The organism is Enhygromyxa salina, assembly GCF_002994615.1.
Classification (GTDB): domain Bacteria; phylum Myxococcota_A; class Polyangia; order Nannocystales; family Nannocystaceae; genus Plesiocystis; species Plesiocystis salina_A.
In genome coordinates this window covers 17252-42494 of record NZ_PVNK01000081.1, presented here as the reverse complement: position 1 = coordinate 42494, position 25243 = coordinate 17252, and the positions used below count along the sequence as shown (strand labels likewise).

The 25243-nt window shown below is 67.7% G+C and carries 26 protein-coding genes and 1 pseudogene; 12 read left to right on the top strand and 15 right to left on the bottom strand.

What is annotated here, in order from left to right; genetic code table 11:
• Window positions 1-14 precede the first annotated feature (14 nt).
• Window positions 15-188 (bottom strand): annotated as a pseudogene (locus tag ENSA5_RS39710) (transposase family protein); the annotation flags it as partial.
• A gap of 170 nt (window positions 189-358) precedes the next feature.
• Between ENSA5_RS39710 and ENSA5_RS07785 the strand changes: the two are divergent.
• Together ENSA5_RS07785 and ENSA5_RS07780 are read left to right on the top strand one after the other, a co-directional pair.
• Entirely contained in the window at window positions 359-658 is a 300-nt protein-coding gene (locus ENSA5_RS07785; RefSeq protein ID WP_146155443.1) for a hypothetical protein, read from the top strand.
• A 53-nt stretch (window positions 659-711) separates the two neighbouring features.
• Complete coding sequence (locus tag ENSA5_RS07780) at window positions 712-1230, top strand: DUF1993 domain-containing protein (protein ID WP_181197490.1); 519 nt, start codon at window positions 712-714, stop codon at window positions 1228-1230.
• Between the two features lie 34 nt (window positions 1231-1264).
• Here the strand turns inward: ENSA5_RS07780 and ENSA5_RS07775 are convergent, their stop codons facing one another.
• Window positions 1265-1690 carry an iron chaperone gene (locus tag ENSA5_RS07775; RefSeq protein ID WP_106391000.1) on the bottom strand — a complete coding sequence of 142 codons (426 nt, stop codon included), beginning with the start codon at window positions 1688-1690 and terminating at the stop codon, window positions 1265-1267.
• Window positions 1691-1810: 120 nt separating this feature from the next.
• On the opposite strand from ENSA5_RS07775, the gene ENSA5_RS07770 reads away from it, so the two are divergent.
• Complete coding sequence (locus ENSA5_RS07770) at window positions 1811-3058, top strand: hypothetical protein (RefSeq protein ID WP_146155441.1); 1248 nt, start codon at window positions 1811-1813, stop codon at window positions 3056-3058.
• A gap of 7 nt (window positions 3059-3065) precedes the next feature.
• On the opposite strand, the gene ENSA5_RS07765 is transcribed toward ENSA5_RS07770, so the two are convergent.
• Window positions 3066-3608, bottom strand: coding sequence for a hypothetical protein (locus ENSA5_RS07765; RefSeq protein WP_106390998.1), 543 nt, complete (start codon window positions 3606-3608; stop codon window positions 3066-3068).
• 258 nt (window positions 3609-3866) lie between these two features.
• Between ENSA5_RS07765 and tnpC the strand changes: the two genes are divergently transcribed.
• Both tnpC and ENSA5_RS35710 read left to right on the top strand, forming a co-directional pair.
• Entirely contained in the window at window positions 3867-5138 is a 1272-nt protein-coding gene (tnpC, locus tag ENSA5_RS07760) for an IS66 family transposase (RefSeq protein ID WP_106390997.1), read from the top strand.
• A gap of 705 nt (window positions 5139-5843) precedes the next feature.
• A complete protein-coding gene (locus ENSA5_RS35710; protein WP_146155440.1) occupies window positions 5844-6494 on the top strand; it encodes a hypothetical protein in 651 nt (216 codons plus the stop codon).
• A 109-nt stretch (window positions 6495-6603) separates the two neighbouring features.
• Here the strand turns inward: ENSA5_RS35710 and ENSA5_RS07755 are convergent, their stop codons facing one another.
• From ENSA5_RS07755 to ENSA5_RS39705, 5 genes are all read right to left on the bottom strand, one after another.
• On the bottom strand, window positions 6604-6867 hold the full coding sequence (locus tag ENSA5_RS07755; RefSeq protein WP_106390996.1) for a hypothetical protein: 264 nt from the start codon (window positions 6865-6867) through the stop codon (window positions 6604-6606).
• A gap of 21 nt (window positions 6868-6888) precedes the next feature.
• Window positions 6889-7737, bottom strand: a complete 849-nt coding sequence (locus ENSA5_RS07750; RefSeq protein WP_106390995.1) for a transposase zinc-binding domain-containing protein — start codon at window positions 7735-7737, stop codon at window positions 6889-6891.
• Window positions 7738-8550: 813 nt separating this feature from the next.
• The gene (locus ENSA5_RS35705; RefSeq protein ID WP_146155439.1) at window positions 8551-9387 is read right to left on the bottom strand and encodes a DUF3800 domain-containing protein; all 837 of its coding nucleotides are present in this window, start codon (window positions 9385-9387) and stop codon (window positions 8551-8553) included.
• On the bottom strand, window positions 9384-10313 hold the full coding sequence (locus ENSA5_RS35700; RefSeq protein WP_146155438.1) for a hypothetical protein: 930 nt from the start codon (window positions 10311-10313) through the stop codon (window positions 9384-9386). Before ENSA5_RS35700 ends, ENSA5_RS35705 begins: the two co-directional genes overlap by 4 nt.
• Window positions 10314-10419: 106 nt before the next feature.
• Window positions 10420-10752, bottom strand: a complete 333-nt coding sequence (locus ENSA5_RS39705) for a helix-turn-helix domain-containing protein (RefSeq protein WP_181197488.1) — start codon at window positions 10750-10752, stop codon at window positions 10420-10422.
• Window positions 10753-10978: 226 nt separating this feature from the next.
• Between ENSA5_RS39705 and ENSA5_RS07730 the strand changes: the two genes are divergently transcribed.
• Window positions 10979-11215 carry a hypothetical protein gene (locus ENSA5_RS07730; RefSeq protein WP_146155437.1) on the top strand — a complete coding sequence of 79 codons (237 nt, stop codon included), beginning with the start codon at window positions 10979-10981 and terminating at the stop codon, window positions 11213-11215.
• 380 nt (window positions 11216-11595) lie between these two features.
• Here ENSA5_RS07730 and ENSA5_RS39115 read toward each other — a convergent pair whose 3' ends face one another.
• A complete protein-coding gene (locus ENSA5_RS39115) occupies window positions 11596-11721 on the bottom strand; it encodes a hypothetical protein (RefSeq protein WP_258182780.1) in 126 nt (41 codons plus the stop codon).
• Between the two features lie 49 nt (window positions 11722-11770).
• Here ENSA5_RS39115 and drmC point away from each other — a divergent pair, with 49 nt between their 5' ends.
• Window positions 11771-12592, top strand: coding sequence for a DISARM system phospholipase D-like protein DrmC (gene drmC, locus ENSA5_RS07725; RefSeq protein WP_106390990.1), 822 nt, complete (start codon window positions 11771-11773; stop codon window positions 12590-12592).
• A gap of 74 nt (window positions 12593-12666) precedes the next feature.
• On the opposite strand, the gene ENSA5_RS07720 is transcribed toward drmC, so the two are convergent.
• Window positions 12667-13509 (bottom strand): hypothetical protein, encoded by an 843-nt coding sequence (locus ENSA5_RS07720; RefSeq protein ID WP_106390989.1) that lies wholly within the window; start codon window positions 13507-13509, stop codon window positions 12667-12669.
• Between the two features lie 162 nt (window positions 13510-13671).
• On the opposite strand from ENSA5_RS07720, the gene ENSA5_RS07715 reads away from it, so the two are divergent.
• Both ENSA5_RS07715 and ENSA5_RS07710 read left to right on the top strand, forming a co-directional pair.
• Window positions 13672-14034 carry a VOC family protein gene (locus tag ENSA5_RS07715; RefSeq protein WP_106390988.1) on the top strand — a complete coding sequence of 121 codons (363 nt, stop codon included), beginning with the start codon at window positions 13672-13674 and terminating at the stop codon, window positions 14032-14034.
• A gap of 139 nt (window positions 14035-14173) precedes the next feature.
• Complete coding sequence (locus tag ENSA5_RS07710; RefSeq protein WP_106390987.1) at window positions 14174-15970, top strand: phosphoenolpyruvate carboxykinase (ATP); 1797 nt, start codon at window positions 14174-14176, stop codon at window positions 15968-15970.
• Between the two features lie 30 nt (window positions 15971-16000).
• Here the strand turns inward: ENSA5_RS07710 and ENSA5_RS07705 are convergent, their stop codons facing one another.
• Window positions 16001-16363, bottom strand: a complete 363-nt coding sequence (locus ENSA5_RS07705; RefSeq protein ID WP_106390986.1) for a TerB family tellurite resistance protein — start codon at window positions 16361-16363, stop codon at window positions 16001-16003.
• Between the two features lie 73 nt (window positions 16364-16436).
• Between ENSA5_RS07705 and ENSA5_RS07700 the strand changes: the two genes are divergently transcribed.
• The 3 genes from ENSA5_RS07700 (at window position 16437) to ENSA5_RS07690 (ending at window position 19923) form a co-directional block, all read left to right on the top strand.
• A complete protein-coding gene (locus ENSA5_RS07700) occupies window positions 16437-16796 on the top strand; it encodes an HAD family hydrolase (protein ID WP_106390985.1) in 360 nt (119 codons plus the stop codon).
• 15 nt (window positions 16797-16811) lie between these two features.
• On the top strand, window positions 16812-19169 hold the full coding sequence (locus tag ENSA5_RS07695; protein ID WP_106390984.1) for an O-antigen ligase family protein: 2358 nt from the start codon (window positions 16812-16814) through the stop codon (window positions 19167-19169).
• A gap of 127 nt (window positions 19170-19296) precedes the next feature.
• Window positions 19297-19923, top strand: coding sequence for a hypothetical protein (locus tag ENSA5_RS07690; RefSeq protein WP_106390983.1), 627 nt, complete (start codon window positions 19297-19299; stop codon window positions 19921-19923).
• Here ENSA5_RS07690 and ENSA5_RS07685 read toward each other — a convergent pair.
• From ENSA5_RS07685 to ENSA5_RS07670, 4 genes are all read right to left on the bottom strand, one after another.
• Window positions 19904-21109 carry an O-antigen ligase family protein gene (locus tag ENSA5_RS07685; RefSeq protein WP_106390982.1) on the bottom strand — a complete coding sequence of 402 codons (1206 nt, stop codon included), beginning with the start codon at window positions 21107-21109 and terminating at the stop codon, window positions 19904-19906. The two genes, ENSA5_RS07690 and ENSA5_RS07685, sit on opposite strands and share 20 nt — an antisense overlap.
• Window positions 21110-21547: 438 nt before the next feature.
• Window positions 21548-23737: an RCC1 domain-containing protein gene (locus tag ENSA5_RS07680; protein WP_146155436.1), complete on the bottom strand. Its 2190-nt coding sequence runs from the start codon at window positions 23735-23737 to the stop codon at window positions 21548-21550.
• A 134-nt stretch (window positions 23738-23871) separates the two neighbouring features.
• Window positions 23872-24717 (bottom strand): class I SAM-dependent methyltransferase, encoded by an 846-nt coding sequence (locus ENSA5_RS07675; protein ID WP_181197487.1) that lies wholly within the window; start codon window positions 24715-24717, stop codon window positions 23872-23874.
• Between the two features lie 14 nt (window positions 24718-24731).
• Complete coding sequence (locus ENSA5_RS07670) at window positions 24732-25208, bottom strand: FKBP-type peptidyl-prolyl cis-trans isomerase (RefSeq protein WP_106390979.1); 477 nt, start codon at window positions 25206-25208, stop codon at window positions 24732-24734.
• Between the last annotated feature and the right edge of the window lie 35 nt (window positions 25209-25243).

Below are 25243 nucleotides of genomic sequence, written 5' to 3'. Positions count from 1 at the left end.
TCAGCAGCGAAGTGTCACAGGTTTTTTTCCGGCACCCACCGCGACCGCCGACGTGAGCCCGCGAGCTCGATGCCCTCGAGGATCAGCATCAGCTCGGCCGCTTCGACCTCGACCTTGACCTCGCCAAGGCCGGGACGCTTCGGCGCGCGGAACGTGCCTCGCTCGATCCGCTTGTAGTAGATGACCCAGCCCGTGCGATCTCAAAACAGGATCTTCGCCCGGTTCCCGCGTGCTGGCCGAGGGTCACGAAGGTCTTTTGTCCGGCCAGGCGCCAGCCTCCGCCAGCGACCGGCGTCAGCTTCGCCTGCACAGCAAGGACGACCCCCACCCTGTCCGCCTCGTCGGCGAGGAGCCCCGGGTGCCGGACGAGTCCGCGTGGCTCGCGGCCCTGAGCGAGCCCCCCTTCGAACTCGAGCTCGACAGCAAGCAGAGTGACCACGACGTCGCCGCTGCCCTGACCGTGTTCACCGTGCTCAACGACGCCCGGGTCGAGAAGGCCGAGCTCGCCGCCGACGGGACCTTGCAGCTCTACTTCGAGGGCGAGCGACGCCTCGACTTCCCTGGCCAGGTCGAGCAGCTGGTCTGGGCCTGGAAGGTCGAGTGGGGTCAGCTGGTGATGATCTGCAAGGGCGGCGAGTTCTTCAGCTCGCACAGCTGAGAGTTTTTGGGGGAGCGTTGACGGCGCGCGCGCGAGCACCGATGGTCTCGGGGATGTCGCTCTACCAAGACTCCGTCGTTCAGATGTCGATCATGCTCCGCGGCCTCGAGGGCTGCATCGACAAGGCCATCACCTTCGCCGAGGCCAAGGAGTGCTCGCCCGACGACTTCGTTGGCTTCCGTCTCGCGCCGGATATGCGCCCCTTCGCGTTCCAGGTCCAGGCCGCCTGCGACACCGCCAAGTTCGCGGGCTCGCGCCTCGCCGGCGTGGAGGCGCCCGCGTTCGAGGACACGGAAAAGACCATCCCCGAGCTGCAAGCGCGCATCCGCAAGACCCTGGCCTTCCTCGAGACCCTCGACGAGGGCCAGTTCGCGGGGGCGGCCGAGCGCGAGATCGCCCTGTCCTTCTTGCCGGGGAAGGCCACCACCGGCGCCCACTACCTCCGCGAGTTCGCCCAGCCCAATTTCTACTTTCACTTGACCACGGCCTACAACCTGCTGCGCAGCGCGGGGGTCAACGTCGGCAAGCGTGACTACCTCACACACATGACTCTCCACGACCTCGAGTCCTGACGATCGGGGCTGGGCTGGGAGGGACGGCGAGGACTCACCAATAAAGGACAGAGCCTGGGAGCGAGAAGCTGACGGGCTCTGTCCTGAGCTCCAAGGCTAGCGGGAGCTCGCCAGCTCGCGCAGGCGGGCCTTGACCAGCTGGTGGATCAGCTTGGCCGAGAGCGGCGCCTCGGGGGGCAAATCGGATCGTCCCCTTGCTGGTGCTGAAGCCCTCGAGTTGCGCGGCGAAGTCCTCGATCAGCGCGGGACTCAGGGGGGACAAGCCGCAGTGGGCCTTGAAGGCCGCGTAGGCCACGAGCGGGCGGCCGCCGACGCAAAACGCCGGCACCCCGTAGCTCATGCACTCCTCGGCCTGCGGGGCCGCCTTGGCGACGAGCTCGCGGATGCGCTCGAGCGCGGCCCGCTTGTCGGGGTCAGTGATCGCCTCGAGGTACGCGTCGGTGTTGGCGAACTTGCCCATGACACGAGGGTCCAAGCTCGACGCGCCGCAAGCAAGCCCCAGAGGATGCACCGAGTGCACCCTCGAGATCAGCTGTGCCGGTGTTCGACCGCCCACTGGACCTGTGTCATAAACTGAAGATTGCAACGTCCCGCTCAGACCTCAACCTTGGTCGGTCTCAGCCTCGTGCTCGGAGCGTGCCCTGGCGCGGCTCCAAACGCCGAAGGAGACGACGGCCAGACCGTCACCACCACCAACACCAGCACCGAGACCGGTCCCCCAGCCACGAGCTCCGATGGGGCCGAGACCGAGACCGCCGATGAGACCGAGACCGAGACCGAGACCGACACCGGCGGGCCCGGGGCGTGCGTCAGCGACGAGGACTGCGGCGAGCTCGATGATCCCTACGGCTGCGGCGTCGGCGAGTGCGGCGAAGACGGCGTTTGCGTGTACGCGCCGGTCCCCGACCACACCTCGTGCGCGATCGGGTGGAACAACGACTGCCTGATCGAGTGCATCGAGGGCGTGTGCAGCCCGCTGCCCGACACCGACCCTTGCGGCCACCTGAGCCACGGCTGCCGGGTCGGGTTCTGCGACAGCGGCTTTTGCCACTCCAACGAGTGCAACGAGTACGACGAGGTCGCCGACTTCGTGCTCCACATCCGTCAAAACCACTTCCTGATCCCCCAGGGGATCTTCGTCGGCGCCGAGCTCCAGCTCGACTCCTACCGCGACCCCAACTGCGAGGGCTGCGACCGCTTCGACGTCGTGCGTTCGCTCGACGAGGGCGGCGAGCTCGTGCTCGTCAACTTCTACGGCCTGTACTTCGCCGAGGCCTTCGGCCCCGACTACTTCGACGCCCCCTTCGCCGAGATCTTCGACCCCATCGTCGACGTCGAGCCTACCCAGCCCGGCCTGTGTGCCCCCGCCGAGCTGCAAAACTACCCGGACTGCTTCGTCACCCGGCAGGCCGTCGACTTCGAGCACCAAAACGGTGAGGTCCTCACGCTCCTCGACCGGACCCACGGCCAGCTTCGAGGCTACGACATCAACTCCTTGGACTCGCTCAGCTTCGAGGGCCCCTGCGGTGAGGCGGCCGAGGCCAACTACCGCAGCTACATCGCGCGGGTCGGCTGCGATGGCCCCTGCCCCCCGCCGACGCCCGCCGACGAGTGCGTGGAGCCGACCTTCATCTTCGAGACCCAGGACAGCGCATGGGTCGTCGCGCTCGATCCCGAACACGAGCAACACGAGGGCTGGCGGTCCAACTGCCACGTGCTCGACATCGTCGACTCTGAGCAAGGCTGGTGGGACCTCGACGTCCTGCTCGACTGCGAGGATCTGCTGGTCTTCGGGGACGAGGACCAGGCCCCCCAGCCCCCGCCCTGAGCGGTCCTCAGCGAGCCTGGGCGTGGCAGCTGCAGTTGTTGTTGTCGTCCGGCAGGTAGCGGGCCAGGAAGTCGTGGAGGCCACGGTCGAAGGCCCGCAGCTCCGCGCGGGTGTTGACGTGGTTGTGGATCCCGTTGGTCGGGATCGCCTCGTCGTTGAGCGCAAACCACGACTGGACGCCCTCGGCGAAGTACTCCTGCACGTTGGTCACCGCGTAGGTCTTGCCCTTCTTGCCCAGCTTGTCGGCCTTGGCCTTTGCCTTGGCGTAGAGCGCGGCGAGCTCCTCGTCGAAGGACTTGCCGTAGACCTCGCTCATGCCCCAGTGCATGCTGTGGGCGAACTCGTGCAAGAAGATGTCCTCGTTAGGGTAGGTGTCCCCCGTTTGGCACAGCACGTTCTCCTCGGCGCAGGTCTGGACCGGGATCAGCGGTGAGGCGCCGTAGCCCCGCACCTTGTCGATGTCGCGGCCGTCGTGGGGGTTGGGCATCTTGGCCTTGTACTCGGGGATGTCGGTGGTGACCTCGCTCCTCCTCGAGATCGTCGTCGTCATCGTCGTTGTCCTCGCCGGTGACCCGGGCGACCTCGACGAGCTCGCCGGTCTCCGGGTCGCGCTGCCAGACCTGGACCTCCCAGTCGGGGTCGGCGGCCAGCATCGCGCTCTGGGCCGTGTAGCCCGAGTAGAAGCCCGGGCCGTAGGCGACGCTGAACAGCCCCGAGCGCAGGGCGTCGTCGAGGGGTCCGCGGGCGTCGGCGGCCGGCGGCGCGAAGCTCAGGGACGCGAGCGAGACGACCCGGGCGGAAAGGTGCCATGATGCAGGTGCGGCCTTCGCGGCGGCAACGAGCGCCCGAGCACTTGCCGGTCGAGGAGCGAGTCATCGACGTCGAGCGCTCGCAGCTCGAGGGCTGCGACGACATGGGTTTCATCGGCTACGCCGAGTCGCACACCCTCGACTGGAGGCAAGGGCACTTCATCCATGTGCACACCAAGCGAGCCAAGTACGCGCCCAAGAGCGGCGACGGGCCGGTGGTGACGGCGCCTTGTCCACCGCAGGTGATCGTGCGCGGCCTCGCCGAGCCGGGGCTGCTCGCGCACGTGATCGTGAGCAAGTACGCCGATCATCTTCCGCTGAATCGCCTGGTCAAGATCTTCGCGCGAGACGGCCTCGACTTGACGGTCTCGACGATGGTCGGTTGGCTCCGCGCGTGCGCCAGCTTGCTCGCGCCCTTGCACGAGCTGCTCGGCCAGACCGTGCTGGCGTCACACGTGCTGCAGACCGACGACACCGGCGTGCAGGTGCTCGACAACAAGGACCCCGAAGGCAGCAAGCGCGGTCACCTGTGGGGCTACCTCGGCGACGGCAAGCTCGCCTACTTGGAGTACACGCCCGACTGGAAGGCGGACGCGACGCGCGAGTTCTTGCGCGGGCGCGAAGGCTGGATCCAGGCCGACGCGTACAAGGGCTACGACCGGGTCTTCAACTGGCCGGGCTCGCGCGCGGTCGAGGTCGGCTGCTGGGCCCACGCACGGCGCTACTTCGTCGAGGCCAAAGACGGCGGCGATGCGCGGGCCGCCGTGCCGCTGGCGATGATCAAGAAGATGTACAAGGTCGAGCGCAAGGCGAAGCTCCGCGGGCTGAAGCCCGAAGCTCGACGGCGGCTACGAATCAAGCACTCGCGGCCGTTGCTCCTCGCGCTCTTCAAGTGGATCACGGAGCACGCGGGGACCGAGCCGCCGTCTTCGCCGCTGGCCCGCGCATTCACCTACGCCCTCAATCAGCGACGCGCGCTCGAGCGCTTCCTCGAAGATGGTCGCCTGCCTCTGGACAACACTGGCGCCGAGCGGGCCCTCAGGGGGATCGCGGTCGGACGGAACAATTGGCAGTTTGCGGGGAACGACGCGAGCGGGAGGCGGAAGGCGATCATGTATTCACTGATCCGCACCTGCGAGCTCAACGGCGTCGAGCCGTGGGCCTACCTGCGTGACGTCTTGACACGGATCGCCGATGGGTGGCCGCAGAAGCGACTGGCTGAGCTGCTGCCGCAGAACTGGTCGCCGGACGCCGTCGCCTCGGCAGCCTGAGGAGAGCGAGCCTGCGCGCTCGAGCGCGAGCACGCTCTGGCCGAGGCTCAGCAGCGTGGTGCCGCGGTCGGGGTCCAGAGCCGCGAGCTGCGGAGCTGGGCGCTGCCCACAGGCTCCGTGCGTCTGCAAGATGCCTTCACCGACACCTTACGCCTCGGCAGCCTGAGCAGAGCGAGCCTGCGCGCTCGAGCGCGAGCACGCTCTGGCTGAGGCTCAGCAGCGTGGTGCCGAGTCGGGGTCCAGAGCCGCGAGCTGCGGAGCGGGGCGCTGCCACAGGCTCCGTGCGTCTGCAAGATGCCTTCACCGACACCTTACCCGACAATGACAAGTAGGGACTGCCATCGCAGCAGGCGTCTGCTTGCGGATCACGCTGACCGATCACCGATACAACCCAAGCTGTGGAAGCGCTCGGGGCCATCCCAGGCCGCGTGGGTCACCGCGGTTCGAGGTTTGTCGGGCGCGACGACCCCGGGCACACGGCCGCAACACTCGAACGCCTCGAAGTGTAGCGCTTGGCACGTCTCGACCTGGGGGCGATCAGATGCTGCCGAACCGGCTGTGATCTGTCCTGTCCGAGGCGATCTGTGAGAAATCACGCACTCTGTTCCCGTCGCACCGGTAGAGGGTGCGCCCAGATTGGATATATAGTGGGTCATGGCGACCCGGATTCCTGACCAACCCGGAAACCTCGAGGATGGTCTCGTCGTGTACATCTACATCCCTGAAGGGGAGGGCGCATGGACGCCAATTGATGGCGATGAGTTGGGTGCAGGGGAGGAAGAGTATGAGCAACGGCTGCGGGATGCCGAGGACGAGTTCAATGCTGCGCTTAATCCGATTCTTAGGGTAGTTGACGAAAAACTCGACCCCTACTTTGACAAGCGGTGGGATGATCCGGGGCGGCCGCCCCATAGTGAGGGAGAGTTCGGCATTGCCCTATGGGTGCTTGGTGCCGTGGCGTCTGGTCTTACGTGGGATTTTATAAAGGCGGCGGGGTTGGGGCTCTGGAGCGTTCTCAAGAAAGGTCGGGAGGCCGGAATCGCCATCGAGACCGATGCGCGGGGTCTCATGATCGTGGCAATCATGGCGGCCAAGAAGATAACTCCGGAGCTCGTCACTCATACCAGTGCATTGCGATGCATTGAGGACAATACAGAGGTTATCCCCCGAGAGCCGGGCGGTGTCTGTATTTTTTCCATTCCGGATATGAAGAACCGCAACACTCATATCATCGCACTCACGCTTCAAGGGGAAGTTGTGTTTCACAATATTGCTGATTTCATTAGTAATGATGCTGGTGGATTTTTATCATCAGGTGATGAATGGAAATGGTCTTCCGACGAGGATTGGACCTAGGGTGGCGATCCCGACGACCACAAGTAGGCTCGTCGACCAGGCCACGTAGATCGAACGGGCCGGGCCGGCGAGTGACTCGTCGATCCCGACCCGTCGTGGCGGTCGGTGCTCAGATCTCGCCGGTCGCGTAGTCGTGGAGCATGCGGAGCACCGCGGTGGCGACCTCCTGCTCCATCTCCGGCAGCTGGCGCATGTACGCGCTGACCTCGTCGATCTCGTCGAAGTTGTCGTCGAGCAGCCTGCCGACGGACAGGCCGAAGCCCTTGGCGACCTTGAGGAGTTGGCGATCGCGGCGAGGCACGGCCGCGCCCGCGTGCACGTTTACGCCACCAACTTCGGCGAGCGCGTCGTTGGGCTTGGCGACTTCTCGCACCGCGTGCGCGAGCTTGCGAGTCTACTGCCCAGGTGCGTCGCCGAGCAGCTGTCGGTCCGCGGTCGAGGCCCCATAGCACGACGCGAGGACCGGCTGCTCTTGCCCGAGTAGGTCGGTCGCGGCGTCACCGGCGAGCTCGTCGAGCGAGCGACCGTGACGTTCGAGCACGAGGCCGAGTCGCTCGTGGGTCCACCTCGCTACGTCGGTGAGCTCCTCGTGGGTGGGAGCGCCGAGCTCGTGGAAGCGCAGCGCACCTCGTTCGTCCCTCACGTACACGCCGTCGATCACGAGGCAATGGAAGTGCACGTTCAGGCGCAGCGAGGAGTCGCCGCGCTGAATGAAAGTGACGGCACCGAACAGCGGATCGTCGACCGAGCGCAGGCCGAGCTGCGCCTTCGCTCGGCGCCGAAGCGAGCGGCGCAACGAGACGATGAACGCGTCGAGCACGTCAGCACATAGCTTGCGGTCGTAGCCCATCGCATAGCGCAGCCGCCACGGCAGCGAGCAGACCCACTGCCGCACCGGGACCTCCGGGAACACCTCGTCGACGAGGTGGGCCGCGACGTCAGCCATGCGCCGGCCCGTGCATGACGGGCAGAATCCTCGCTTCTTGCACGAGAACGCCACGGCCAGCGACTCGCCACATTGCCGGCAAGCAAACTGGGCGAGGCCGTGCTCGAGCATGCCGCAGCGCAGGTAGGCCTCGAACTCCTCGACGATGAAGTCAGGCAAGCCGGCGGACTGCTCGGCGCGCTCGAGGAAGGTCGGCCAGTGCTCATCGATGAGCTGGTACAGCAGCGTCTCGTCGGGCCGGCGGCGCTGGTAGCTGTCTCGGCGCGGAGTCGTCGAGCACGGCGAGGGAGCAGCCACGACCAGCTACTCGGCCGTCGTGGGCTCGCTTTGCAGAGCTCATGCGTGAGCCAGCGAGGTGCCCGGGAGCTGGGCCACCGTCTCTTGCGGGAGGGCGGGCAGCAACGGGACCGGCCAAGTTCGGGGGCGACATCGCGCCGAAACGAGTCCTGTCCGCAGCGACCCGTCCCAGATACGCCTCGCAGGCCGACGACCACGTCGAGCGGGGCGTGGCGCATGCCGAGCAAGCGCAGCATTCTCGATCAGCTCAGTCGCAAGCGACTCCTTCGGTTGCGCCAGCACTTTGAACTCGACATCCCCGCCGCAGCCGACGCCGACCAGCTCATCGAAGCTCTGAACGCGACCGAGGCCGCAACTCTCGACGCGATCCTCGGTCGCCTCAACGCCAGAGAGCTAGCGAAGCTGTGCAAGCGACACGAGCTCCCGAGCGCGGGCAACAAGGCCGAAGACCGGGCCACGCTACTCGCTGCTCGATCGCCTGCCGCCCGTTCCACCTCTGACACCCAGACGCCCGCGCCGCCCCCCACAACGCCCGTACAGCCCCGCGCTGCGCCCCTCGCAACTGCAACTTCTCGTGTTGGCGCCCTTGCTTGTCGCGCCACTTTCGCTTCCTGATGCTCATCGTTGGATTGCCCCTACGATGGGGCAGATTTGGCTGAGCGAAGATAGCACGACCCACCACTGGACGAGTCTCGGCACCTGCCACTGCGACTGGAAGCAGGTATTTCATACCTGCCACCGTAGGCCGGATCGCAGCTACAGAAACGGCTGTGGGGTGGGGGCGTTCCTACCGCAGAGTTGAGTCTGTCGCTTCTACACGGAAGCTGCGGAGTCGTCCGGCACATCGAAGAGATGAATCAGCTTTGGCTTGACGGCCTTGCGAACTTCGTTCGCAATCATGCCGAATGGCGTCGGGTCGTCACCTTGGCTAATCCGACTCTTGGTGAACGCTTCCCTGTTGAGCGACCAGGATATCAGGTCGGCCACCTGTATGCCCGCGATGACTTCGGAGTCCAAATGAATGACGCTGCTTTCCCAGATATTGACGTGAGGTTGGAATATCGTCTCGATGTTCTCGGGCGCGATGCGTCCCGCATCCTGCATTACGATGAAAGTCTCCGCGGTACTCTGTGCGAGCAGATTTGAGAGTGCCTTGTAAAATGTTAGCTCGAGACCTTTTTTGACGTCTTTGAAGCGCTCGGCCAGGTCTCCTTGACTCTCGACTGCCGACTGCACCCCCGGGTGACTCATAATTTCAAGGTGCTGATCTTTGCCGATGTATCCGTACGCGACCTTGTCCACATGCGGAAGAAACTTGTCGGCCGCCTCCCGCATCAAATTCGCTCGCACCTCAGAGTCTACGCCCTTCCAGGTTGAATTGCTCTTGGGAATGTTTAGGTCGGCGGCATGTAGTTCCGGGTCCCGCGAGATTCCGAGACGTTCGGCGGCTTTCTTTTTCCAGTCCTCGTGAGCTGCGGTCAGCTCAATGTAGCTCTCGGGCGAACAGACGATGGCGACAAAGAGATGGAAGCCCTGAACGAGAAACTCTGCGCCTAACTTGTGATGCGGGGATCCTCCATCATCGATGCAAACGACAGAGTGTCGATCGACAGTAATTGCTTGAATGATATCGTCGTATGAGATGCTCATGACGCCTCGTTGGTGTCAGGACTGATGGTACGGATATAACTCAGCATGTCTTCGATCTTTATGGCGATCATCTTCTCTTGGCTGAGTTTTCGAAGGGCAGAATCCAGTTCACTGGGGCGAATGCCGCCCGGGATTTGCTGGTCCAGCCAGTCACGCAAATCTATGGTTCGGGTCCACGTTTCAGGCTGCTCCGCGACCCAGTGTAGAATGCGCTCCTCCACAAGTGGGTCTGCAACCAGATAGGCGCCCATCGTGGCGGCGCTGCTGATCAGGTCTTCCGTGAAGAGGATGGTTCCAGGAGATGAGATGCTGTTCAGTCCACTCGCAGCTTCAAGTCCAAGCCCGACTTGCTTCAGTTGGACCATGGTCTGCCTCACGATGGCAGGTGGACTGGTCATTGGGATGGCGTCAGGCGAAAGTTTGGCCTGGCTTCGAAGCCTCACCCCCTTGGCGGTCGCGCTGAGTTCAAGTCCCGCTTCTTTATGACTCCGTACGATCTGAGAGATTTCGATCGCGCACCTCACCTCATCATCGTTCGCCATTTCCAGGAAGCGGCCTAGTGAACGGAATAGGTGATCTGAAATCTTCCCAGAACCAAGGTACTTGCCAAGCAGTTTCGCTGCTGAGACTCGCGCTGAGCGGCTTTGGGCCCGCTGCATCGACCGAAATGTCCCCAAGATCTTCTCTGAGACATGTGGGTCTCTGAGCCGTTGTTGGTACCACTCGAACTCTTGGACTCTGTCCCGGTGTTCGGCGCAGTTGGCGATCTCTGCCAGGATGAGTTCATAGTCGGCGTTTTGTTGCCGACTGTTTTCTTCCGCTATTATCTCCTGGCCCCATTTGGCTGCAAGTTTGATGGCATTCACTACCGGTCCGCCGGAAACCCAGCTCAGGGCACTCTCGACGACGTCTCCAGGCTTGGTCATGGGCACTACGCTACCTTTTCGGCGAACCCAGGACAATCTTTTGTCGACCGTTTGGGGGTGGCCTATTGGTTGCTGCTGTGATGATTGTCACTGGCGAACAGGATCCTCAATATTTTGAGCCGAGTTCGTACTCCTTGTTCGACCGGGACTCCAGCAGGTCCACGATCTCAAGGTGCAGCAAAGATCGCCCTTGCTCCAATCTGGCGAAGAGTGTACTCGGCCGGATAGCGAGCCCACGAGCAAGCTTCGTCAGTGTGACGACAGTGGTCGTTCCTCTGTTTAGTTCGATGCGGCGTACGGTGTCGGGGGAGAGGTCGGATCGCTCCGCAAGTTGCTCCTGGGTAGAGGCGCCAGGGGATGTACTCCACGACCGAGCCGAGGATGTGACGGTGGACAGTGTCGATCCGCCGGTCTTCCGGTTTTCCGTAGGCGAGCTCATCAAACCAGGGCAACAACTCATCGTAGATCCGGAGGTAGGTGAGCAAGGGGTTGCCCTCGTCCTTGGGGTTCTTGCGTGAGAGCCGGTGTTGGACATAGGCGTCGGCCCACTCGAGCCAACGGTCGACGAGCTCGTGGCGCTCGAGGTCTGCATGGAGTAGGATCTCGGCGCGATCGACCTCGATGCCTGCCATGACGTCGTTGATGGCGCGCAGCTCGGCGAGCCGTTGTTCGAGGGCGCGAAACAAGTGCTTGGGCAGGAGCCGAGACGCGAACCGGGGCGGGCGGTACGTGGCCTCGGCGCGTGGTTCGATGACGGCGTCCTCGAGGGTGAGCGAGTCGAGCAGGAACTGGCTGTTGAGGCTCAGCTTCGTTCGCGCTCAAAGGGCATCGTGGAGCGCGCGGTTGCGATCCTGGGCGGCTCGGAGTTCACGCTCGATGTCTCGATCGGTCACCGGGAGTAGGATAGACGGCCTCGGACCTGAGCACTAGCTGGTCATGCTTCGTCCCCCGAGCTAAACTTCGATGCATCTCGGACCAGGAGCGACGCACTCAGTGCAAGGACCAGGCCCTCGCCTGCCGCACTCAGCCACCGCCCGGCCGCCGAGAACATGTTCCGCGAATGTGCTGTGAATCTGCTCCGGCAGCCTCCCCCGCCCGGAACGAAACGGAACCACGCGGCACAAAGAACCCCAGTAATTCCGGTGGGATGCGTGCCAAGCACGCGCCATCGTTGCGAAAATTCGCATCCCGCTGGCAGGGCTCCTAGCGTTTGGGAGCCCTCGCAACCACGCCTTCCCTGCCCCAGCGAGGGCTCCTAGCCCAACCGGGGCTCGCGGGTCGGTCAGGCGACGAGCTCGAGGTCGAGCTGGCCAGGCAGCGTCGGTCGAGGGCGCGGTGGAGCCCTCGGCCCGAGGCCGAACTCCGCGAGGGCGCGCTCGAGCTCGTCGGGGCTGTTGGCGATCTTCACGAGTCGTCGAGCGGCTCGACGTCGAGTTCTTCCCAGATGAGGTGATCGGATGAGCCGCTTGCTCGAGGGTCTTGGCCCGCTCGAGCTCGAACGGCTCGCTGGCGCGTTCGAGAGCGGTCGCATCGATCTCGAGGGGGATCTCTCAGCGGTGACACGAGTGGTTGCGCGCGAGCTCGCCGAACTCGTCGCCCGCGAGCTCCGCCCGCTCGGTGCTCAGGGGCTCGGGCCGCGCGGGGCAAGCGTGCTCTTGCGAACTCTCGCGGCCGAGCGGCGCGCGCAACGGGCGGTGGAAGAGCGGGTCGAGCTCGTGTGGACCGATCCGGAGCAGCACAGCGCGCGCGACACCGCGGTGGTGGTTCGTGGCCTCTGCGCTCGGGCGCAGCGAGATCTGCTGCTGGCGAACTACGCCGTCGACCAGCCGACGAGCGACGAGGCCCGGGCCCGCGGCCAGGGGCTGTGGGCTCCGTTGGCCCGGAACATGGATGCCCGACCCGAGCTGCGGGTGCGGATGTTCGTGAATGTTGGGCGGGACTGGAAGGACACGACGACGGAGAGTGCGGCGCTCGTTCGGGTCTTCGTCGAGCGCTTTGTGCGGGACCTTTGGCCGGGCGAGCGCTTGCCCGAGCTGTTTCATGACCCGCGAGCGTTGCTGACGCGGGACGAGACGTCGGAGCGGGCGTGCATGCACGCGAAGTGCATCGTCGTGGATGGTGCCGAGGTCTTGATCACCTCCGCGAACTTCACACAGGCCGCGCAGGCCCGGAACATCGAGGCCGGGTTGCTGCTGGGGGATGAGGCGACGGCTCGACGGGTGATCGCGCAGTTTGAAGGGCTGCTGGATGCGGGGCGGCTGGTGGCGTTGTCGGCGTAGCAAAGCGGCTGGAAGTCGAGCTCCAAGACCTCCTGGAGGGCCCCGATGAGTTGCGGGCGTTGGGAGCCTCGGAGCTACAAGACCCCGGCTCCGATGCCTTCGGGGACGTGCTCCAGCGAGTTCGCCAGCTGCTTGACGAAGAGCTTGAGCAGCTCGCCAAGCTTCTCCCCGCGGGTCGCATCGTCGACCCCGGCGGCGACCAGCGCGTCGAAGTGGTAGCGCGCGAGCTCGATGTTGGTGACCTCTTCGGTCTGAAAGCCCAGCAGCGGCCAGACATAGGCCTCGACCGCGTGCTCGGGGACGGTGGGATCGAGGCGCCAGCGGTTGCCGAGCATGAAGCGATCGTGGGCCTCGAGCGCGACCGCGAGCGGGTGCCCGACCATCGCGGAGACCGCCTCGCGGCTGCGCAGGAGTCGATCGACGATCTTGAAGGCCTCGAGCCGCGCGCGGCGATCCGGGGCAGGGTAGCGCTCGTCGTCGCGGCGAAACCCGAGCCACGACATGAACTCATGGTTGTGGCGCCACGCGAGTCGCTGGGCCTCGACCTCGGACACGAGCCTGGCGATGCGGCTCGAGTGGCGCCGCTTCATCGCGATGCCGGTCTCGGTCATCTGATCTCGGACCGGGCGCGAGAAGCTGCCGATCGCGACCTGGCTGCGGAGCTCGTCGACGGCCTCGAGCGCGAGCCCGACGGCGACGCCGACCCGCGCCGCGATCTGGATCGTGGTTGCGATGATCTGCTGGTAGAGCCCGGGCATGACCAGGCGCAGGCCGCCCTCGTCGAGACCTTCGACCTGATCGAGGGCCTCGAGCTTGGCCCTGGTCAGCGAGTGCCGGGCGTCGACGACCACGGCGTAGCGCTCGTCATCCGCGCTCGCGGTCAGATGCGCGAGGAAGACGTCTCGGGCCGAGGTCATGCCCGGGCAATTTACGCCGGGAGGGCGAGCGTTGTCACTGACTCTCTCGCGCTCAGCGTGACCCCGGGGCGCGACTTCGCGGGCTCGAGCGCCTGCGCGAAATCACGAAGGTCGAGGGCCGCGCGCGACTCGTTCGCTCGGGTATCCTCGCGCCCGAGCGCCATGCACACCCACCACGCGATCGACTACATCGAGCTTCAGGCCACCGACCTGGCCGAGGCCAAGCGCTTCTACGCCGCAGCCTTCGGTTGGACCTTCAACGACTACGGCCCGGGCTACGCCGGGATCCAGGGGCCCGGCGGCGGGACGGGGCGCGAGGTCGGTGGGCTCGCGCAGCGCGAGGAGGTCACGAGCGGCGGGCCGCTGGTCGTGCTGTTCTCGGACGATCTCGACGCCAGCGTCGCGGCGGTCGAGCGCGCGGGCGGGCGCATCGTCGAGCCGCCCTTCGACTTCCCGGGCGGGCGGCGCTTCCACTTTAGCGACCCCAGCGGCAACGTGCTCGGCGTCTGGGCTGCCCCTTCGTGAGGGCTGCCACCTCGTGAGCGCGGCCACGGGGGCGATCTCGGCGCGCGCAACGACTGCTCTCGCCGGCCGGTGGATCGCCCTCGTTCAAAGTGCTATCGAAGCGCGCATCCTCGCTCCCGAGTCCTGGAGACGATTAAAAATGACGCGCCGACTCGAGCTCCCCAAGCAGCCAGCCCTTCCCTTCAACGTCGAGATCCTGGCCAACCCAAGCCAGGCCGACCTGCGCCAGCTCGCCCTCGCGCACACGCCCCACTGCGTCGAGACTGTCTACGGCAGCATCAACAAGATCGCGCGCAACAAGGCTCGGATGGCGAAGTACACCTACGTCATCGACCGCGCGGGCAAGCCCGAGGCGTACTCGCACAACACGATCGGTCTCGAGCAGGCCCAGGAGCTGATCGACGCCCAGGCTGCGTACGTGCGCGAGAAGAACAAGCTGATCCTGATCGAAGGCTACGTCGGCGTGGGCCCGCACGCGGTCCCGGTCCAGTGGTGCTACACGGTCGAGGGCGCCAACATCGCGGCGATGCAGCAGATCCTCTCGTTCCCGCGCGAGCGCGTCGAGGGTTCAGACGCGGCCACGCGTGAGTTCGAGCCGGCCTTTCGCCTGGTCTACACGCCCGACTTCAACATCGAGGACATCGCCTGCGTGCCCGGCAACCAGGCGATCGTCGTCGACCTCGACAACTACGTCACCTACATCATGGGCGCCGACTACTTCGGCGAGAGCAAGAAGGGCGCGCTGCGGATGCTGGCCGAGTTCCAGTATCGCAACGGCGGCCTCGTCATGCACGCGGGGGCCAAGGAGATCGTCGACGGCGGCGGCCGCGTGACGATGGGCATCCTCGGGCTCTCGGGCACGGGCAAGACGACCACGACCTTCTCGAAGCAGGGCGACGCGACCAAGCCGGTCCAGGACGACATGATCACCCTGTGGCCCGGCGGCGAGATCTCGGTGACCGAGAACGGCTGCTTCGCCAAGACCTGGGGCCTGGCCGAGGCCACCGAGCCCGTCATCTACCGCGGCACGATCTCGCCCGAGGCCTGGATCGAGAACGTCTACCTCGACGCCGAGGGCAAGCCCGAGTTCTCCAAGCGCGCGCTCTCACCCGCCGACGTCCGCCGCCTCCGCGACACCCTGATCGGCACCGGGGCCCCGGCCGAGAACGTCGATCGCTACATCGCGGGCGAGGTCGAGCTCGACGAGCTCGTCGTCGAGGGCATCCCCAAGGACGGCTGGGACTTCGTGATGTGGACCGAGAACGGCCGCTCGATCATCCCGATGAGCTCGATCGAGGACGCCGCGGTGCTCGAAGAGCTCGAGCCCCTCCACTCGCTCGGGATCCTCAACCGCGACGAGGGCCCCGACGCCGCGACCCCCGGGCTCGTGCGCTTCGCCAGCCCCGAGCAGGCCGCGGGCTACCTGATGCTCGGCGAGACCAGCAAGACCTCGGCGGCCGGCAAGGAGCGCGGCAAGACCCGCTCGCCCTTCACCCAGCCCTTCTTCCCGCTCGCCCACAGCCTCCAGGCCGCGCGCTTCTCGGAGCTCGCCGCGACCTTCGAGAAGACCACGATGTGGCTGATGAACACGGGCTACGTCGGCGGTGACGCCGAGGGCGTCGAGCAGGGCGTCGCGCTCAAGGTCAAGATCCGCCACTCCTCGGCCATGCTCGAGGCGATGCTCGGTCACGGCGTCGTGTGGACCGTGGATCCCGACTTTGGCTACGAGGTCGTCGACGTCGACGCGCCCGCCAACGCGGCGCTGATCGAGCGCGTGCCCGCCGAGATCCTCCAGCCGCGCCGCTTCTTCGAGAAGGCCGGGCGCATGGACGAGTACAACGACTGGGTCGCGCGCATGAAGCGGGAGCGCAAGGCTTTCCTCGAGCAGTACGAGGTCGCCCCCGAGATCGTCGCCGCCGTCGTGAGCCCCGCCTAGGCGCCCCGCCTAGGCGGCCGCCTGCGGGGGTCAAAACCAGCCGGCGCGGGTCTCTTCGATGAAGGCCTTCTCTTCATCGACGACCTTGCCGTCGGCTTCGGCGATGCTCTCGAGGTCGGTGAGCACCTTCCGGAGCTGCTCGTCGTCGAGGGTGCCCTTGAGCCCGGTGGTGATCTTGCGGGCCTCGCCGAGCTTGTCGTCGGCGGCCTTGTAGCTGGCGACGGTGCTGCGGAGGAGCTCACCGATGTCGCCGAGCTCCGTGTCGGGGGCCCACTCGCGCAGCTTGGCGGCGAGCAGCCGCATCTCGTCGGCGGCCAGTTGGCCGTCGGTGCTGTGCCCGAAGGTCAGGTAGAGGAAGGCGAGAGACTCGAGAACCTGCTTGTCGGCAGACATCAGCGCACAGGGTAACTCGGGCGGCGCCGGATCCGTAGCCGCGACTTGCGGTGCGCCTCGCTAGGCAGGTCTTGTGCCGATTCGCGGGCTCGTCTTCGATCTCTTCGGCACCCTGGTCACCCGGGGGCCCGGCCCCAAGGCCTACCGTGAGCTCGTCGTGACGCTGCCGCCTTGGAAGTGGCGACACGCGCGACGCCTGGCGCTGACGGCAGAGTTCCCGTCGGTCACGGATCTCCACGCTCACTTTGAGCCGCGCCGCGGGGGCGGGCCCGCCTACTTCGAGCGCCTCGTCGCCGAGGGCATGGCCAAGATCCGACTCTACGACGACAGCTTCCCCGCGCTCGAGCGCGCCCGCGCGCAGGGCCTGCGGCTCGGCAGCCGCGGGGACCTAGGCGGGCTCGACGGCTTGTTCGAGCACCCGCTGCTGCGCTAGCGCTACCATGACCCCGTGCGCGAGCGGCGAAGCGTTCCCGACGAGGATCACCCCGGATCAACGTCGCGCTCGATGGGCGTCGGGCGGCTGCCGTGGTCCCGCGCGCTGCTGCTGCTCGCCGTCGCCGGGCCTCCGCTGTGGCTCGGCGGGGTCAAGCCCTGGGTCGTGCCCGCGTTCGTGCTCGTCGTCGCCGGCCTGCTCGTGCGGCGATGCCTGCGGAGTGACTCGCCGCTGCGCGTCCCGGCTCTGTGGTGGCTGGGCCTGCTCGCGGCCGGTCTGACCTTCATCCAGTGGATGCCGCTGCCCCCGGCGCTGCTGCGCGCGCTCGCGCCCGGGCTGTCGAGCACGGTCGCGGAGATCCTCGACGGCACCGGGCTCGGCCCGTGGAATCGGCTCTCGGTCCACCCGGGCCAGACCGGGCTCGAGTTCGCGCGCCTGCTCGCGCTGACCGGCCTGTTCGTCGCCGCCGCCCAGCTGAGCTGGCGGCTGGTCGCGGCCTACGTGAGCCTGGCCGGGACCCTCGTCGCGCTCGTCGGGCTGAGCCAGAAGCTGATCGGGGCCGAGGCGATCTACGGGGTCTACGTGCCGCGCCAGGAGCTGTTCGGGCTCGGACAGGCGCTGGGCTCGCCGCTCCTGACCAGCTTCGTCAACCCCAACCATCAGTCGGGCCTCCTGCTCGTCGGGGTGTTCGCCGCCGCGTCCGTGGGCGTCGATCTTCACGCCCGGTCCCGAGAGGCTCGGGGTCGCCAAGCCAGCGAGCGCCTGGCCGACCGCGCCTACCTGGCCGCGGGCGCCATCGCGATCCAGACCACGGCCCTGGTCCTGTCGATGTCTCGCGGGGCGCTCGCGAGCCTGGTCATCGTCGCTCCGCTCGCGCTCGCGCTCGGCCTGCGCCAGCCCAAGACCGCGGGCAACGAGCCCAGCCACGGCCGCCGCCGTCGTGTGGGCCTGGCGGTGATCGTGCTCGGCATGCTCGGGCTGGCCGCGAGCCAGGGCGCCTGGGACCAGCTCAGCACCCTCCGCGACCCGGCGAGCTTCGCCGATAAATTTCGTGTCGCGCGCGAGGGCCTGGCCCTGATCCCCTCGTCACCGGTGCTCGGGACCGGGCGCGGGACCTTCGTGGATCTCTTTCCCCTCGTCGACCGTAGGCCCGGGGCGATCCTGTTCACGCACCTCGAGTCGACGCCGATCGCGTTCCTGGTCGAGTGGGGTCCGGTGCCCGGTGGCGTCGTGGTTTTGGGCCTGTGCTGGTGGTGGTGGCGGAGCTTTCGGGCCAACGAGGGCCTCGCCCGTCGACTCGGGCTGTGTGGTCTCCTGGCCCTCGGGATCCACAGCTGCGTCGACTTCTCCCTCGATTTCCTCGGGGTCTCGGCCGCGGCCGTGGCGCTCGCGGGCGCGCTCGGGGTGTCGGCCAAGGGCCGCACGTGGTCGCACCGCCGGGTCTTGATCGCCACGCTCGTGGCGATGGTCGTGGGCTTGGCCGTGGCGCTCACGTCGATCCCCGGGAGTTGGTCGCAGCGGCGTCCCCGAGATCGCGCGGTCCTCGATGGTCAGCTCGCGGTCGAGCCCGCGCTGCGCCAGACCCCGCTCGACGCCTTCTTGCACCTGGCCGCGGCCCGCGAGGCCGCCGAGCGCGGTGACTGGGACGAGACCCTGGACCGAGCCGAGGTCGCGGCGCGGCTGCGGCCGGCCAACCTCGACGCGCACCTGCTCGCGGCCACGGCGGCCGCCGAGCTCGGCTCGCCCCTCGCCTCGATCGAGCACATCAAGCGCGGGCTCGAGACCATGCGCGAGCCGGTGTCCGAGGAGCTGGTCGACTGGCTGATCGCGGGCGTTCCCGCGCCCGAGCAGCTCGCGACCATCGCGCCCGACAGCAGCGAGGCCTGGACGCCGCTCGCCCGCGCGATCGCGCGACGGTCCCCGGCCCACGCCCGCGCCCTCGCAAGCGCCCGCGCGCGCACGCACCCCGAGGACCCCGAGCCCCTGCGCATCCAGGCCCAGCTCGCCCTCGACGCCGACAACCCCGGGCTCGCGCTGCACCACGCGCGCCTGCTCGTGCAGCTGCAGCCCAACGAGGAGGCCGCCCATCGACTTCGCGCCAACGCTCGCTTCAAGCACCAGACACGGGCCCAGACCGAGGCCGCCGTGGCCGAGCTCGAGCAAGCGCGGCTCAACAGCCGCATCAAGGATCCCGCGGTGATCGACGAGCTGCTGATCCTCGGGCTCTTGCGCCTCGCCGACGAGGCCTCGCTGAGCCGGGCCGAGGAGCTCATCGATGGTCTGCTCGCGCGCCGAGCCAAACCAGCGGAGCGCCGCCGTCGGCGAGCGCTCGCCGAGCGTGTTCGCAACGCGAGGGGCGAAAGCGATCCATGAGCGGCTGGCAATGTGAGCATAAGCGTCCCGTTTTGGGCCGCACCTGCGCGCATGGCTCCGCACACTAGTTCCGGCGATGTCGCTCGGGCTAGGGTCTGCCGCGGCGGGAGCTCCCGTCCACGTCAAGATGTCTACGAACGACGACGCACTGCTCGAACTCTATCGCTCCCAACCGGGCGCTCGCGCGCTGTTCGACTCGATCCTCGAGCGCGGTGTGGACGAGGGTCGAACGACGGTCGACGAGCTCACTGGTGATGGCGACGTGGGCCGGCGCGACGCGATCGCGCTGCTGCGGAGCCTCGACGAGGCCGGCTGCGGCGAGTTCAAGGTCGGTCGCAAGGGCCACCCCAGTCGGCTCGAGTGGACCGTCGCGCCGGCCGAGCTCGCCGCTCGAGTCGTCGAGCGAGACGCGGGCCAGGGCCTAGGCCCAGGTCAGCCCGCCGGTCTCGACGATGCGCCTGAGCTCGACGAAGCAGCGAGTGGGGCAGCGAGTGGGGCGCCGGAGATGGTCTCGACTCAGCCTGCGCTGGATCTCGGCGTGGGGCTGGTGTCCGAGGCCTCAGCCAACGAAGCCCCGCCCCGGCAGGACCGCGAGGTTCGGGCGCCCGGCTCGGGCGCCGAGTGGATGATCGAGCACAGTCACGTGCTGCGCAGGGACCTGCGCGTCAAGGTTTCGTTGCCGGCGGACTTGACCCCCCGCGAGGCCGAGATCCTCGCCGACTGGATCCGCGACCTCAGCTTCGAGCGCGACTGAGCGCGTCCGTCTGAGCGCGTGGGCGCAGCGCGGGCGTCCACGCCAGCGCGGCCAGGATCCACATGTGCCGCCAGTGGACCGTGTCGATGACCACAGACTCGATGCACACGGCCATCAGCGAGGCGGCGACGACCGCCATCGCGACCTGTCGGCGGGGCTCGCGTGAGCTGAGCGCGACCCACAGCGCGACGGCCAGCGACGAGAGCATCAACCCGGCCAGCGCCAGCCCGCCGACGTAGCCATTTTCGACGAAGCCGCGGATGTAGGTGTTGTGCGCGGCGCGGGTGAAGGTTCGCTCGGACTGGCCCGGCCCGATCCCGAAGGGTCGCTGGGCCGCGACCTCGATCGCCTCGGCCTGCGTCGCGAAGCGATCGACGTCGTAGGCTTGGGGGCCAAAGCGCTGCTCGAGCATGTCCTGGACCACGCCGATCTCGACCATGCGATCGAGCGCGACCGCGAGCAGGACCGCGGCGACCGGGACCGCGAGCAGCGTCATGAGCCGCGAGCGGCGCGACCCGTAGCCGACCATGCGCAGGCCGAAGAACACCAACATTGCGACGGACAGGCTGATCCAGGCGCCGCGCGAGTAGCTCAGCAAGATCCCGAGCCCGCACACGACCAGCGCCAGCGCCCACGGGAGGCGGCTGCCGCGTTCGAGCGACACCAGGCGCGAGGCCGACCACACCGCGGGCGCGACCAGGTAGGCCCCGAGCACGTTGGCGTCCTTGAACAGCGCGTTGAGCCGACCCTGGTAGGCGAGCTGCTCGGCGAAGGGCAGGAGGCCAAAGTAGGAGGCGATCGCGACCGCCGTCGTCATGACCGCGCCCCAGGTCCAGCCGAACATCACGAGCCGCGTGCCCCGCTCGCCTTGCTTGCCCGCGACCCCGAGCGTGAACACCCAGGCCACGACGAGATAGACCGTGATCGCGCCAAAGCGCAGCGCGACGTCGATCTCGCGGGCCGGGATCAGCGACACGACGTTGGCCAACAAAAACAGCGTGACGACCACGAGCGCGAACCCGCCGTAGCTCGGGATCGCCAGCCGTCGCAGCAGCAGCGCGACCGGCAACAACAAGATGATCAGCAGATCGAAGGGCGCCGGCTCGATGAACACGACCGCCCCGAGCGCCATGAGCACCACGACGGTGGCGTCGAACCCGTCCCGGATCAGCTTCCCCTCAGCCATGGCCCGCTACCCGATACCATGGCCAGGCCCAAGCCCCCTTGTAAGGGCCCCGCATGCCGTTGCAGAGCACATGAGGGCCCACCGAGCGAGGAACGAGCGACCGGCCACTGGCGGCCGTGCGTGGCAAAGTGCACGAGCGGCCAGGGGCGTCTAAACCAGCCGGCCACGCATGCCGTCGCAGGGCACATGAGAGCCCACCGAGCGAGGAACGAGCGACCGGCCGCTTGCGGCCGTGCGTGGCAAAGTGCACAAGCGGCCAGGGGGGTCTAAACCAGCCCCGTGCGTGGCAAAGTGCACAAGCGGCCAGGGGGTCTAAACCAGCCCCCTTTAGGGGGCCACGCATGCCGTTGCAGGGCACATGAGAGCCCACCGAGCGAGGAACGAGCGACCGGCCGCTTGCGGCCGTGCGTGGCAAAGTGCACAAGCGGCCAGGGGGGTCTAAAATAGCGGCACGGGGCCCGCGGCGGCGGGGAATTCGTCGTCGCCGATGAAGTCCTGGTTGCCGTAGCCGAGCCGACCCTCGCCGCCGTCGCCCCAGCACACGATCCGGCCGTCGGCTCGGGTCGCGCAGGTGTGGTTGCCGTCGGCGGCGATGTCGACCGCGAGCCCGCCGATCTCCACGGGGCCGCCGCTGCCAGCGGGCTCGTTGTCGCCGATGTTGGTCGCGTTGCCGTAGCCGAGCTGGCCGCGCGCGCCCCAGCCCCAGCAGCGGATCGTGCCGTCGTCGAGCAGCGCGCAGGTGTGGGCGGAGCCGGCGGCGAGCTTGGTCGGCGTGCCGCCGACCTCGACGAAGCCGACCGCGTCGGGTGTGTTGATCAGGCCGACCCAGGCCACGTTGCCGTAGCCGAGCCGGCCCTCGTTGCCCTTGCCCCAGCACTTGACCTCGCTGGTGTCGAGCAGCGCGCAGTTGTGGAACCACCCGCTGGCCAGCTGGGTGACCGTGCCCCCGATCGGGACCGGACCGGCGCTGGCCGGGGTCTCGTCGTCGCCGATGTCGTTGGCGTTGCCGTAGCCGAGCTGGCCGTTGTCGGCCTCGCCCCAGCAGCGGACCGTGCCGTCGTCGAGCAGCGCGCAGGTGTGTGAGAAGCCGAGCACGAGGTCGGTGACGTTGCCGCCGACCATGACCGGGCCGAAGGTCGCGACGTGCTCGGCCGGGGTCTCGTCGTCGCCGACGTCCTCGTTCAGGCCCCCGAGCGCGTAGCCGAGCCGGCCCTCGGCCTCGCGGCCCCAGCAGACCACGTTGCCGTTGTTGAGCAGGGCGCAGCTGTGGAAGGCCCCGCCGTCGGACGCGAGCAAGGTCGCGGGCGCCCCGAGGTCGACGAAGCCCGCGCTCGACGGGACCTCGTCGTCGCCGATCGTGACGACGTTGCCGTAGCCGAGCTGGCCGTCGGTCGGCCGGCCCCAGCAGCGGACCTCGCCGCCCGCGTAGCTGACGCAGGTGTGGGAGATGCCCCCGACGACCGAGGTGATCGGCCCGCCGACGTCGACGAAGCCCAAGCTGCCCGCGAGCTCGTCGTCGCCGAGGTTTTCCTCGGTCGCGTAGCCCGTGCGCCCGTCGTCGCCGTTGCCCCAGCAGACCAGCTTGCCGTGGTCGAACAGCGCGCAGGTGTGGTTGCCGCCGACCGCGACGTTGACGATCTCGGTCCGCGAGCAGTCGTTGTGGCAGGCGTCGTCGTCGTCTTGGTTCTGATCGTCGCAGTCCTCGTTGCCGGCCCACACGAAGCCGTCGCCGCAGGTCGCGGGCTCGCACAGCTCGGTGCAGTCGTCGGTGTTGTCGGCGTTGCCGTCGTCGCAGATCTCGTCCGGGCCCTGGTCGCCGTCGCCGCAGCCGTTGAGCACGCAGCCGTTGAGGCAGGCCATGCCCGGGCCGATGTTCTCGGCCCCGGGGTCGCAGGCCTCGTCGAGCGCGTGCTGGTAGCCGTCGCCGCACACGTTGGTCGAGCAGACCGGGGTGCAGTCGGCGTCGGCGCCGTTGAACGCGCCGTCGTCACACTCTTCGAGCCCGGCGCGCTCGTAGCCGTCGCCGCAGCTGGCCGCCACGCAGGTGTTGAGGCAGGCGTCGGTGTTGTCGCTGTTTTGGTCGTCGCAGTCCTCGCCGGGATCGACGATCCCGTTGCCGCAGTGGCCCGTGGTGCAGTCGCTGTTGCAGCCGTCGCCGTCGAAGGGGTTGCCGTCGTCGCAGGCCTCGCCGGGCCCGGTGAAGCCGTCGCCGCACACGTTGATCATGCAGCCGGGCACGCAGGCCTGGTTGGGCCCGATGTTGCCCTCGCCCGGGTCGCACTCCTCGACGCCCTCGTAGACGTAGCCGTCGCCGCAGAAGTTGAACAGGCACTCGTTGGTGCAGGCGTCGGCGTTGCTGGTGTTGCCGTCGTCGCAGTCTTCGCCCGGATCGACGAAGCCGTCGCTGCACTCGCCGCTCGTCTCGGTGTCGGTCTCGGTGTCGGTGGTCTCGGCCGTGTCTTCGTAGCTGAAGCTCGTGCCCTCGTTGTCGGTGTCGACGTAGAGGACCGTGTCGGAGCGACCGCAGCCGCCGAGGGCGATCGCGAGCGTGCACAGCCCGACGACGCCGCCTGGGGAGGGCAAGCGAGGCCCGAGAGCAGGTCCGGAGTTGGCGGTCGAGGCGCTCACACCCCCACGCCCTAAGACAGTCCGCATGGCCCGAATGTACACCCACGCCCGGCCCTTGTCCGCGAGCCAGCCCGCTTTTGGTCAACCAAAGCTGGATGCAAAACAGGCGTGAAGGATCCCCTGACGGCCGTCATTCACCTGCGCCGGGCCGTGACGAGGATCCGGTTCTCCCACCCGGTCACCCGGCCGAGCAGCCCAAAGCCCACGATGCCCGCGCGCAAGATCGGATCGTGCTTGTTCTTGGCCAGGAGCTCGCGCATCGGGGTCGAGCGCGGGGCGATGTCGAGGACCTCGTAGTCGCGGTCGCGCAGGATCGTCGCCCACGCCCGGCGGCCGAACTTGAAGATGTGGGTGCCCGGGTAGACCCCGACCTCGTAGGCCCCCTGGCTCTGGAGCCGGCCGCGCATGAACAACACGTGGTGGTACACGCTCTCCTGGGCCGGGGTCTCCGCGATCAGCACGCCGCCGGGGCGAAGGACCCGGGTAACCTGGGCCAGGAACTCGTCGGGTCGGTCCATGTGCTCGACGACGTTGAACGCGGCGACGACGTCGAGCGAGGCGTCGGCGAAGCTGTCGTCGAGGGTCGTGAGGCTGACGGCGTCGGGCATCCGACGGTTGGCCTCCTCGACGGCGGTCGCCGACAGGTCCGCCCCCCGCGCGTCGTAGCCGGCCCCGCGCGCCTGGTACACGAAGTCGCCGTGCATGCAGCCGACCTCGAGCAGGCGCGGGTGGCTGTCGGGCCCGGCGAAGCGCAGCAGCTGCTCGAGCCGGGCGGCGTTCTCGGTGTGGATCGTGGCCTCGACCTCGAGGTAAGCGGCCTCGTTGTCGGGCCTGAAGTCGTCGTCGAAGCGGGTCGGATCACACCACAGCACCGCGCAGTGCGGGCACCGACGGATCTCGAACTTCGGCCGACGCAGGTGGACCGGGGCTTCGCGGTAGCCACAAAAGACGCAGTCGGGCTGGGCGTGGGCGTGGGCCACGGCGGCATGGTACGTCAAAGGCTCTCGCGCCGCTCCATCAGCTCGACCAGAAAGGTCAAGTTCGCGTCGGGCGGCACCCCAGCCATCTTGGCGCCGCGGTAGCCGAGCTTGGGCGGGACCACGAAGCGGCGACGCTCGCCGACTCGGATGCCCGCGAGCCCGAGGTGCATGCCCTCGATGACCTCACCGCTGTGACCGAGGCGCAGCGAGAGCGGCTTGCGCTCGTGCGAGCTGTCGATCTGCGCGCCGTTGGGCAGGGTGACGATGTAGTGGATCCACAGCCACTCGCCCGGCGCCGCGGGCGGGCCCTCGCCCTCGGCGAACACGTCGATCTGCACGCACGCGCGGCCCTCGTCGTCGACGAGCTTGGGGCCGCACTCGGCGACGATCGCCGCGCGCTGCGGCGCGCCCTCGTAGGCGTCGCGGGGCGCGGGTTGCTTGGCGCAGGCGACCAGGGCGAGGGCGAGAACAGGCACAGGCCAGCGGCGCATGGCCCGAGCATCGCACGGTTGACGGCGCGGCTCGA